General features: G+C 68.6%; 13 protein-coding genes. 8 read left to right on the top strand and 5 right to left on the bottom strand.

Going from position 1 to position 10564, the window contains the following annotated elements:
- Window positions 1-544 (top strand): TniB family NTP-binding protein (locus AB0J09_RS42105; RefSeq protein ID WP_360704007.1); only part of this gene is annotated, 544 nt, incomplete at its 5' end.
- Window positions 541-1530 (top strand): TniQ family protein, encoded by a 990-nt coding sequence (locus AB0J09_RS42100; protein WP_360704004.1) that lies wholly within the window; start codon window positions 541-543, stop codon window positions 1528-1530. The genes AB0J09_RS42105 and AB0J09_RS42100, both read left to right, overlap by 4 nt.
- 6 nt (window positions 1531-1536) lie before the next feature.
- Here the strand turns inward: AB0J09_RS42100 and AB0J09_RS42095 are convergent, their stop codons facing one another.
- Together AB0J09_RS42095 and AB0J09_RS42090 are read right to left on the bottom strand one after the other, a co-directional pair.
- Window positions 1537-2412: a recombinase family protein gene (locus tag AB0J09_RS42095; protein ID WP_360704001.1), complete on the bottom strand. Its 876-nt coding sequence runs from the start codon at window positions 2410-2412 to the stop codon at window positions 1537-1539.
- 191 nt (window positions 2413-2603) lie between these two features.
- Window positions 2604-3251 (bottom strand): TetR/AcrR family transcriptional regulator, encoded by a 648-nt coding sequence (locus AB0J09_RS42090; protein WP_360703998.1) that lies wholly within the window; start codon window positions 3249-3251, stop codon window positions 2604-2606.
- A gap of 77 nt (window positions 3252-3328) precedes the next feature.
- On the opposite strand from AB0J09_RS42090, the gene AB0J09_RS42085 reads away from it, so the two are divergent.
- Genes AB0J09_RS42085 through AB0J09_RS42075 form a run of 3 tightly spaced genes read left to right on the top strand, consistent with a single transcriptional unit; the run spans window position 3329 to window position 6715 of the window.
- A complete protein-coding gene (locus AB0J09_RS42085) occupies window positions 3329-4765 on the top strand; it encodes a DHA2 family efflux MFS transporter permease subunit (protein WP_360703995.1) in 1437 nt (478 codons plus the stop codon).
- Window positions 4765-5568 carry an SDR family NAD(P)-dependent oxidoreductase gene (locus tag AB0J09_RS42080; protein ID WP_360703992.1) on the top strand — a complete coding sequence of 268 codons (804 nt, stop codon included), beginning with the start codon at window positions 4765-4767 and terminating at the stop codon, window positions 5566-5568. Before AB0J09_RS42085 ends, AB0J09_RS42080 begins: the two co-directional genes overlap by 1 nt.
- 4 nt (window positions 5569-5572) lie before the next feature.
- Entirely contained in the window at window positions 5573-6715 is a 1143-nt protein-coding gene (locus AB0J09_RS42075; protein WP_360703989.1) for a GDSL-type esterase/lipase family protein, read from the top strand.
- A 78-nt stretch (window positions 6716-6793) separates the two neighbouring features.
- Here the strand turns inward: AB0J09_RS42075 and AB0J09_RS42070 are convergent, their stop codons facing one another.
- The gene (locus tag AB0J09_RS42070) at window positions 6794-6952 is read right to left on the bottom strand and encodes a hypothetical protein (RefSeq protein ID WP_360703987.1); all 159 of its coding nucleotides are present in this window, start codon (window positions 6950-6952) and stop codon (window positions 6794-6796) included.
- Window positions 6953-7161: 209 nt separating this feature from the next.
- Between AB0J09_RS42070 and AB0J09_RS42065 the strand changes: the two genes are divergently transcribed.
- Together AB0J09_RS42065 and AB0J09_RS42060 are read left to right on the top strand one after the other, a co-directional pair.
- Window positions 7162-7341 (top strand): hypothetical protein, encoded by a 180-nt coding sequence (locus AB0J09_RS42065; RefSeq protein WP_355394884.1) that lies wholly within the window; start codon window positions 7162-7164, stop codon window positions 7339-7341.
- A 234-nt stretch (window positions 7342-7575) separates the two neighbouring features.
- The gene (locus AB0J09_RS42060; RefSeq protein ID WP_360703983.1) at window positions 7576-9069 is read left to right on the top strand and encodes an NF041680 family putative transposase; all 1494 of its coding nucleotides are present in this window, start codon (window positions 7576-7578) and stop codon (window positions 9067-9069) included.
- A 170-nt stretch (window positions 9070-9239) separates the two neighbouring features.
- On the opposite strand, the gene AB0J09_RS42055 is transcribed toward AB0J09_RS42060, so the two are convergent.
- Window positions 9240-9599: a hypothetical protein gene (locus tag AB0J09_RS42055; protein ID WP_360703980.1), complete on the bottom strand. Its 360-nt coding sequence runs from the start codon at window positions 9597-9599 to the stop codon at window positions 9240-9242.
- Window positions 9586-10014, bottom strand: coding sequence for a hypothetical protein (locus tag AB0J09_RS42050; RefSeq protein ID WP_360703977.1), 429 nt, complete (start codon window positions 10012-10014; stop codon window positions 9586-9588). Before AB0J09_RS42050 ends, AB0J09_RS42055 begins: the two co-directional genes overlap by 14 nt.
- A 170-nt stretch (window positions 10015-10184) precedes the next feature.
- Between AB0J09_RS42050 and AB0J09_RS42045 the strand changes: the two genes are divergently transcribed.
- Window positions 10185-10397, top strand: a complete 213-nt coding sequence (locus AB0J09_RS42045) for a hypothetical protein (RefSeq protein ID WP_360703974.1) — start codon at window positions 10185-10187, stop codon at window positions 10395-10397.
- The last annotated feature ends 167 nt before the right edge of the window (window positions 10398-10564 follow it).

Genomic DNA, 10564 nt, shown 5'->3' with positions numbered 1-10564 from the left:
GCCGCTGCGCCCCCGGCAGCGGCTGGCCGAGCTGGAGCAGCTCGCGGTGCGGCTGTTGCGACAGGCCGCCGTGCGGATGCTGGTGATCGACGAGCTGCACAACGTGCTGGCCGGGCGCGACGGGGCGCGCCGTGAGTTCCTCAACCTGCTGCGCTTCCTGGGCAACGAACTGAAGATCCCGCTGGTCGGCGTCGGCACCCGGGACGCCTATCTGGCGATCCGCTCCGACGACCAGCTGGAGAACCGCTTCGCCCCGTTCGTGCTGCCGCGCTGGGGGCCCGGCCAGGAGACGAGCACGCTGCTGGCCAGCTTCGCCGCCGCTTTCCCGCTGCGGCGTCCTTCCTACCTGGCCACTCCGGAGATGACCGAGTACCTGCTGGCCCGCAGCGAGGGCACCATCGGGGAGTTGGCCGCGCTGCTCACCGAGGCTGCCGTCGCGGCGATCGAGTCCGGCGAGGAGGCCATCAACCAGCGCACCCTGCTGCTGGCCTCCTACGCCGGCCCGACCGAGCGGCGCCGCAAGTTCGAACGCGAGCTGGTGTGACACACACGGACCTGCCGGAGGGTCTGCGCCGCTGGCCCGTCCACCCCGAGCCTGCCCCCGGCGAGGCGCTCACGTCCTGGCTCGGCCGTCTTGCCGGGCTGTACCGGCTGTCGGTCGAGCAGCTGCTGACGCACAACCTCGGCGCGGCGTCGGCCGAGTTCGACCGCGGCGCGGACCTGGACTACCGGGTGCCGACGATCATCATGCACGCGCTCGCCGCACGGACCGGCGTCACGGTGAGCCGGCTGCGCCCGATGACGATCACCGGGTGCGTGCCGTGGCTGGCTGACACTCTGAATCCCGCTGATGGCCCAAAAGCTTTCGCCACCTATGTCCGGCAGGACTCGGTGCTGCTGCCGCCAGGTCAGGCCGGGTACCACGTCGTCAATCGCTGGCGGCCCTGGCTGCCGCTGAGCGGCCGCCCATGGCGGACGGCCCGGCGCATCTGCCCCACGTGCGCAGCCGACCCGGGGCGCGGCGTCGTCTTGCTCGCCGCGCTCCCCCTCATGGCCAGCTGCGCGGAGCACGGCTGCCGCCTGGAGAACCTTCACGACGTTCGCCGGGCCCACCGCTACGGCGAGTCGATGACCCCTCGCCCGGTCCCGGACGCCGTCGCCGCGCTGGACCGGCTCACCTTCGAGGGCATCGCCACCGCGGCGGTCACCTTGCCCTCGCGCACAGTGCACGTCGGGGAATGGCTGCGGCTGCTGCGTACGCTGCTGGACGAGGTCAGCATGGTCGACTCCGGGGCCGGCCCCGGCTCGGCCGCCCTCCTGCACCAGATCTGGGACGCCGCGGATCTGCCGTTCCGGGCTGGCCTGTCCTTCTGGCGGCCGTACGAGCGGCTGAGCCCATCGCGTCAGGAAGCGATGCTGCAGGCGGCGGCCACCGCGGTGCAACTGGCCGCGAACGGGAGGATCATTCCCGGCGGCACGCTCGGCTCAGCGCTGCAACCGGCTCCACATCGGCGGAAAGGCAGCAGGTGAGGCGAGTCAGCCCATGGCAGGCGCCGCTGCCGCGTTGGCGTCGTGTTCGCGCAGCATCCGTAGGACTGTGGCCGGGGACGGGTGCCGGCCCTTCTTCTTGCCTTTGGTGATGACGAGCCGGGCGGCGATGTCGCGCAGGCTGAGGTTCTGTGCGCGCAGGTGCAGGGCCATGGTGAGCATGTTCTCGTCGGTGACGGCGGCGCCGCCGATGGTCTTGCCGCGGCTGCGGGCCGATTCGTGGCCTTCCAGGGTGCGGTCGCGGATGTACTCGCGTTCCATCCCTGACAAGGCTGCGAGCACGGTGAACACGACGCCGGAGGGGTCGTGGGAGCCCTGCAGCTCGCCGGTGAGGAACTCCAGGCCGATGACGGCGGCGCGCAGCTGCTCGGCCAGGGCGGCCAGGTCGAGGCCGCGGCCGAGCCGCTTGTGCTCGTGCACCACGAGGGTGACCGCGATCCCCGCGGAGCGGAGCTCGCGGGCCAGGGCGACGGCCTTGTCGAGCTCGGGACGGGTGGTGGCGCGGGTGGAGATCTTCTCGGAGAAGACGCGGGTGACTCCGGCGGCCTGGAGCGCGTCGAGCTGGGTGTCCAGGGACTGGCGGACGGTGGAGGCGCGGGCGTACCCGATGCGGACGTGCCCGGCCGGTGCGGCGCCGGCCGCGGCAGGGCGGGGCAGCTCGATCCAGGCCGTGCCCGGCTTGCGGACCGGTGGGGTGGCCACGGTGAGCGCTTTGGCGAGCGCGGGCACGAGCCGGAAGCGGGCGGTGTGGTACTGGACGGCCACCTTGCCCTTGCCGGTCCGGCAGGGCGAGCCGGCCGGGGCGGCGCAGGAGGTCATCGGGCAGGCGTGGGCCTCCACGCGGAGGTAGTCGTCGTCGCGCACCCCGGGATCGTTTCATAGGAGTGTTTCACACCGCTACTCATTTGAACCGACTCATGAAACGGCGTTCGCCCTGGACGCGTCCGGCCACGGGCGGCGTTTCATAGGTGGCCGCTTATGAAACAGTGTTTTCCGCTCCGGCGATGTGACCGAAGGTCCCTCTCGTGCCACGAGCTGGACCGAGCCAGCGGCGATCACTCGGCCGGCCGCCGGGCGCTCGCGTCCTCAGCGCCAAAGGCTTGGAGGAAGGTGTGGGCGGCAGCGCGGGCGATCTCCTGCAGTTCGGTGTCGCCGATCTGGCGGGTGCCCATCTGGGAGCGTGACTCCAGCGGGCCGATGAGCAGGGCCAGGAAGTGTTCGGCGGCCTGGTCGGGGTTGGTGGCGTGTAGGCGGCCGGTGAGGATGAGCCGCGCCAGCCGGTCGGCCAGCGCCTGGCTGAGACGATGCGGACCGCTCTCCACGACGATGTCGAGGATGTCGGGGAAATGCGTGAGCTCCGCGTAAAGCAGGCGCCGCAGTGCGCAGGAGCGCTCGTCGGCATGCAGGCGGACCAGATGGTGGCCGACCTCCTCCAGGGTGCCGCGGAGGTCGAGGCCGGGCTCGCTGAGTGGCTTCAGTGCGGCGAGTCGCTGGTCCAGCACGCTTTGGGCTGCGGCCTGGATCGCGTGGCGGAAGAGGGTCGCCTTGTCGGTGAGGTGGTTGTACACCGTGGGTTTAGCCACGCCGGCCTCATCGGCGATCTCCTGTACGCAGGCCTGGGCGTAGCCCTGCCGGGCGAATACGGCGAAGGCGCCGTCCAGGATCGCCTGCCGTTTGTCGATGCGTCCGCGTGCGGTGGCCATGTCTCGATTGTACTCACTGGTTCAACCACCTGAACGTTTAAGTTGCATTGAATTCCTGAGATAACTACTTTGAACCCATGAGTTCAACACTTCCAGATGACCGCTTGGACCGGCCACTCCTCGCCTTGATCGGTGTCGTCCTGCTCGGCGGCTTGCTGGGCATCCTCAACAGCACGATGGCCGCAGTCGCCACCAAGACGCTGGCGAGCGCCCTGGACGCCTCGCTCAGCACGGTCGGCTGGGCCTCCACCGGCTTCCTGCTCGCCGTCACCGCCACCATCCCCTTTACCACCTGGGCCGTCGACAAGTACGGCGGACGGCGGCTGTGGCTGGCTGGCCTGGCGGTGTTCGTCTCCGGATCGCTGGCCGCCGGCCTGGCCTGGAACGCCGGCAGCCTGATCGCCTTCCGCATCCTGCAGGGCTTCGGCGCCGGGCTGCTCGACCCGCTCGTGCTGATTCTGCTGGCCCGCGCGGCCGGACCGGCACGCGCAGGCCGCGTCATGGGCCTGATGGGCGTGGTGCTGTCCCTCGGCCCGGTCCTGGGGCCGATCGCGGGCGGCGCCGTCCTGGGCGGCCTGTCGTGGCGGTGGATGTTCCTGCTCAGCGTGCCCGTCGGTCTGATCGCGTACCTGCTGGCCGTACGCGTGCTACCCGCAGACCCCCCGGCCGGACGACACCCGGTGGTCCCGCTCGACGTCCTGGGGCTGGCCCTGCTGGCGCCGGGGTTCGCCGCGCTCGTCCTGGCCCTGTCGCAGACGGCCGAGCACGGAGCATTCACCGCCTGGCAGGCGCTGCTGCCGCTGGCCGCGGGCATCGTCCTGATCACCGGCTACATCCTGCACGCGCTCGGCTCCCGCCGCACGCCGCCGCTGATCGACGTGCGGCTGTTCACCAGCCGGGGGTTCACCGCCAGTGTCACCATCATGGGCCTGGGCGGGCTGGCCAACTTCGCGACCCTGTTCGCGCTCCCGCTGTACTACCAGCAGGCACACGGCCACGGGGTGCTCGCCGCCGGGCTGCTGATGGCGCCGGCGGGCCTGGGCGGCGCGATCGCCATGCCGCTTGCGGGACGCCTGTCGGACCGGATCGGAGCTCGTGGCTTGGCCGCTGGCGGCGCGCTCGTGGCTGGGATCAGCGCCCTGGCCTTCACCCAGATAGCCGACGACACCAGCCAGGCGTGGCCGGTGCTGGCAGCGCTGACCATCGGCTTGGGCATGGGCTGCTTCAGCGCGCCGACGATGGGTTCGCTCTACCGGAGCCTGCCCGGCCCGCTGGTCGCGCAGGGAAGTTCGGTCCTCTACATGCTCAACCAGCTCGGCGCCGCACTCGGCATCGCCCTGGTCACCCTCATCCTGCAGACTTCCGCAGACGTGATCATCGGCTTCCACAGTGTCTTCTGGCTCGTCACCGTGCTCATCGCGGCCGTACTCGCCGCGACACCGCTGCTGCCCGGCCGCCCCCACACGCCAGCCACCCACTCCGAACCCGCCACCACCACAGCAAGGGCGTCCTGATGACCAGCACCGCGAAGACCATCGTGATCAGCGGCGGCACCGACGGCATGGGCCGGGCCCTGGCCTCCACCTACCTGCGTCGAGGCGACACCGCGGTGATCATTGGCCGCGATGCGGCCAAAGCGGCCACGCTGCCCGGAGCCCACTTCATCCCCGCAGACCTGAGCCTGGTCAGCGAGAACAGAAGAGTTCTCAAGGAGATCAACGCCCGCTACCCCGCCGTGGACGCGCTGGTGCTGTGCGCCCGCTACTTCCGGTCACACCGGTTCGTCACCGCCGAGGGCGTCGAGGGCGTCTTCGCCCTGGAGTACCTGAGCCGGTTCCTGCTCAGCCACGGCCTGGACCGGCCACGCGTCATCGTCAACGTCTCCGGGCCCGCGCCCGGCGTCCCCACCGGCCGCATCCATTGGGACGACCTGATGCTCGAACGAGGCTATGACGGGGTGGCAGCCCAGATGCAGGCCGGACGGGCCAACGATCTGCTCGCGGTCGCCTTCGCCGCCCGCCATTCCGCCGGCCCCACCCGCTACGTGCTGATCAACCCCGGCCCCGTCTCAACCAGCTTTGCCGGTGACTACGATCCGGCCACTGCCGCTCACGTCACAGCGCTCCAGAGGCACGGCGCCCGCGTCGGGGAAGGCATCAAACCGATCATCGCCCGTATCGACGCCCCACCCGCCGAACCGCTCAGCGCCTTCATGCGCTTCGACCCGATCGCCGTGAACGAGCCCTCCTTCGCCCCCGGCGACGCCGCCCGCCTCGACGACCTCACCCGCCACCTGCTGCGCTCTCAGGAGAAGTGAACCCATGACCCAGACATGGATCGCGGCGTTCAGATCCGCTCCCGTCAGCCCGTATGAGCCGACACTCGTTTACCCCTCCCGCAGCTTCGACGACCAGACCCTCCGCCAAATCGTTCGCGTCCGCGGCGGTGGCGACCACCTACGTGTACGGTTCAGCAACCTGTACGGCAAGGAACCGCTCACCATCGCCCGCACCCGGGTCGCGCTCCACGCCACCGGATCTGCGATCGCCCCGGGCACCGACATCGAGGCAACCTTCGGCGGCACTTCCGACGTGACCATCGATGCCGGGCACGAGGCCGTAAGCGACCCGGTCGGCCTCGCCACGACCACCGAGACCGACCTGGTGATCAGCACTTACTACGCGACGCCGTGCGGACCCGCCACCTACCATCCGTTCGCCCTGCAGACCGGCTACGTCGCCGCCGGCGACGCCACCTCCCAGCCAGAACTCCTTCACCCGGAAGAGGCCGAACCCCGCTTCCACCTCACCGGGGTCGATGTGCTGACATCCCCCGGCCGCCGCGTCGTGGCCGCCTTTGGCGACTCGCTGTCCGACGGCGTGGGCACCACGCCCGGAGCCAACCTGCGCTACACCGACCGGTTGGACCGTCGCACCACCGCTGCGGATATGTCCGTCATCAACCTGGGCATCGCCGGCAACCGGCTGCTCACCGACGTCTTCGGGGAGCGCGGAACCGCCCGGTTCGACCGCGACGTGCTCGCCGCACCCGGAGTTACCCACCTCATCCTGGAGCTCGGGCTAAATGACATCTGCCTCCCGGGAATGCTCGGAACACCCCAGGTGTCCGCGGACGAGCTCATCGACGGATACACCACCATCGCCGAACGCGCGCGGCACCACGGTCTGACAACGGTCATCACGACCCTCACGCCGTTCAGCGGCGCCGAGGCGATCAGCCCCGGATTCGACAACCCCGAGAACGAGGAACTTCGCCAGCGCATCAACCGGTGGATCCGTTCCAGCAGAGAGTTCGACGCAGTCGCCGACCTCGACCGGGCCCTGCGCGACCCTGCGGCCCCGGCCACCTTGTACCCCGACTACGACAGCGGCGATCACATCCACGCCAACGCCGCCGGAGCTCAAGCCATAGCCGACACGGTCGCCAAGGCCCTCCGAGTCTGACGTAGACGCCTGCAGTCCACGATCGTTCTCAACGCCAACGTTGGTCCCCTCGTTCCTCAACCTCGGAGACGTCCACAACTACAGGGACGGCGGGAGCGGCGGCGCCGGGGTCACGTTGGCGGCCAGCAGGGCGGGCTTCCCGTGCGCCAGCCCGCCACCAGCTGGCCTCGCCGCCCCTCTGCCCACGAATCCCATCGTCGAGCGGAGGAACGAGCGCGTGCATGTGAGTTCGGACATCAGTGCAGACGACTTCGGAAATCGACAGCCCCTCCACGACATCCTCGCCAAACAGCCACCGCCCGGCCACCCAGACAGCCCGGAGTGACGTCAAAACTCACCGACATTGATCAAGGAATCGGCCCCCAACCGCCTCCCGAAGTCAGCGACAAACGCCTCCCGAAGAACCCAACACAGCCAGCATCACCGAAGGCAGGGTTCAGGCCATCGTGACCGACCTGCAGCAGGCGGGCTTTCTCACACGTGAGCGCGTTGGTCGGCGCAACCGCTATGAACTTCATCTCGACCAGCACTTTCACGAGGCTGGGCTGCCCGTCGGTCTGCTGATCGCCATCTTCACCAGGCACGACTTGGGACCGCACTCGGACCGGCCGTCCTCAGCCGAATAGCCGCGTCGGAGTCACCAGGTGGCACATCGCTCGCATGATCAACAGCGACGGCGAGGTTCAGCAACACCCTCTGAGCTTGTGATTTAACCTCTGAGCGGACATTTGGCCCGATCGGCGATGTGGGTGACAAGTCTGCTATAGCGGATTGTGTCCCTTGAGACACGGCGTGTCGCCGTGAGTTCGGTCAGCCACCGTCTCCATCTTCGAGTTGTCAGTCAGAACGAAGAGGAGGCGGTGGCTGTGTCATTCATGCTGGCATGCGCAGCGCGAGGCGTCCCGGAATCGGGTGAGGACGGCCAGAAACGGGACGCGTGGACTGAGCTGGCCGATTTCCGGCAGGAGGTCTTCACCTGCCTGGCCGCCCGGCGGGATGAGCTGTTCGAGCTGGTCGAGGCGGTGTTATGCGCCGAGGGTCCGGTCCGCACGATGGTCGGGCTGGCGTTGACGCCGGAGCACCGCCGTGGCCACGGCGCCCTGTACGACGCGATCAACCACGGCCGTGTCGAGATCGCCCGGCTGCGGCGAGCTCTGTCCACGGTGCCGCTGCCGCGCGCGGCGGGCGGCCGGATCGTGCTGGCCGCCGATGTGACGCCCTGGCTGCGCCCGGACGCGCCGACCAGCCCCGAGCGGCTGTTCTGCCACGTCTATGGCCGCCGCAAGGGCGACCATCAGATGATCCCCGGCTGGCCGTACTCGATCATCGCTGCGCTGGAGACCGGCCGCACCTCCTGGACCATGGTGCTGGATGCCCAGCGGCTACGCCCCGACGACGATGAAGCCGCCGTCACCGCCACGCAAGTCCGCGACCTGGTCGCCCGCCTGATCGAAGCCGGCCAGTGGCGCAAGGGTGACCCGGACATCCTCATCGTGCTCGACGCCGGCTACGACACCGCCCGCCTGGCCTTCCTGCTGGACGGCCTACCGGTGGAGGTGCTGGGCCGCCTGCGCTCCGATCGAGTGCTGAGCCGCCCGGCTCCCTCCCGCCGCGAGCACGCACTGGCTCATCCCGGCGGTGGTCGCCCGCCCCTGCACGGGGCCGAGTTCCGGATGAAGGACGAGACCACCTGGGGCGAACCCGCCCACACCACAGCCACCGCCACCAGCCGATACGGGGAGGCCGTCGCGTCCTGCTGGGACCGATTGTACCACCGGCTCACCCGCCGCGCCGCCTGGCTCGGCCACGACGGCGCGCTCCCCATCATCGACGGCACGCTGATCCGGCTGCAGGTCGAGCAGTTGCCTAGCGAACGCGACCCCAAGCCGGTGTGGCTGTGGACCTCGGCGGTTGCCATCACGCCGGCCCACCTGGACCGGCTTTGGCAAGCGTTCCTCCGCAGGTTCGATCTTGAGCACACGTTCCGGATGTGGAAACAGACCCTGGGCTGGACCGCCCCGAAGATTCGCGACCCGCAATCCGCCGCCCGCTGGACCTGGCTGATCATCATCGCCTATGCCCAGCTTCAGCTCGCCCGGACGCTTGCACCTGACCTGCGCCGCCCGTGGGAACGTCCTGCTCCACTCGAACGGCTGACCCCCGCTCGCGTCCGGCGAGGGTTTCGGCACCTCCGCCCGCGCCTGCCCCTACCCGCCGGTGCACCGAAACCCAGCCGGCCCGGTCCCGGCAGGCCTCCGGGCTCGAAGAACCGAGCTCCTGCCCGTCACCACGACGTGGGCAAGACCACCAAACGCGCCGAAACGCTCACCGAGCACCAGAACAGGAAGGGTTAAACGTCAAGCTGAGGTGAAGCACATCAATGCTTTCACCGCAAGGCCAAGAGCGCTGTCACTTCTCAGCGACATCACCTTACGCCTAAACGATCGCTGCTATTGCAGATGTCCTTTGTCACCGAACCTTGAGCGCGCGCCATCGAACCTTGACCGGTGTCACCGTGTCGCAATCATGCTCTCTTCCTGACACGCGGCCTGCGCATATCGGTCTCGGCTGCAAGCATCGCCATGAGGGGCTGGATGTCTTCATGCCTTTCGAGATGAGCCTGGCTGACAAGAACCACGAGGTTGCGGCGGATCGCGGGTTCCACAAGGTCGACGATGCAACGCATCCCTTCAGGCGCTGTCCGCTGGTAGTCGTAGCCGAAGGCGTTGAGAGTGACCATGAGAACGAGATGCGCGGCCAGCAAGCGCTGATACTTGAGGTTTCCCGGCTGCAGACCGTCCAGGAAAAGGAAGACCGACTTGTAGATGTCAGGATCGCGTTCGAGGACTGCTTTGAACCTCCTGCGCAGCTCACCCGGGGCCATACCCTTGTCGCGGGCCCAGCAGCGACCGATCGCGATCCACCCTCGAGGGAAGCCGAACCACATCCAGCCTCCGCCCCAGCTCCACGTTGACACCCGTACTCGCCAGCTCCAGATAGAAGGACTTCGGCACCGAGGCCAGCGCGCTTAAGGCGTCCTTGCCGTAGGGCTTCTTGCCCGCCCGCCACGGTTCCCCCAACGGCATGGGCACGTCCGCGCCGACCAGGCCCATGTACCGCATCAGGTCTCGCCACGCGACCCAGTCGAACGCAAGTGCCTCACGCTCCAGCCAACGCAGATGGTCGACCAGCAGGTAGGCGTAGGTTCGCCGCGTCCCCGGCTCGCCCTCGAAGCGTCGCAGAAATCGATCAGCTTCCTGATAGACGCTGCCATCGGGCCACAGGATCGTCCAGGACACGCGACCTCTCCCGCTGCTCCGCACCCCTTGAACCCGGATGTCACCCAAAATTAAACGACGCCGCACGAGCCCTCCCACGTCGCCAACGTCACGTACGTCCCGACAAACTAGGTTACGTACAGAGATAGATCGATCGCAGTTGGTTACACGAACGTCGCGTACACCTGCTGATGCACCCGGAAAAGCTGGTGGGGAGCCGGGCCGCCATGTACGCCGACACCGGGTCCGGCTGGGAGCTCGTCACCGCTGTCACGCTGGAACACCTGCCGTCGTTGTCGGACCCGGAGGTGCGGGCCGGATACCGCTACGGATTCGGCGTGCGCGGCGACGCCGGCACCAGCCCGCTGGTGCTCGACGCGGTGGAAGGACGCAGCATTTCTTGAGGATTACGGTCAGTCGCGAGGAGTAGTCCTTCTCTGCCTAGATCAGCCGATATGTGATTTCGGCAGATCCGTTTCCGCGGGAAGGAGAGGCGGCGGCGGGAATCTCACCCGCCGCCGCTCGCAGAAGCGCGCATGAACCTTTCAGCTCTCACCGCCGGCAGAGCGCC

The organism is Nonomuraea sp. NPDC049784 (genome assembly GCF_040659615.1).
In the GTDB taxonomy this organism is placed as follows: Bacteria; Actinomycetota; Actinomycetes; order Streptosporangiales; family Streptosporangiaceae; genus Nonomuraea.
Note: the sequence above shows the minus strand (reverse complement) of the source record. Positions and strands in the feature narration are given on the sequence as shown.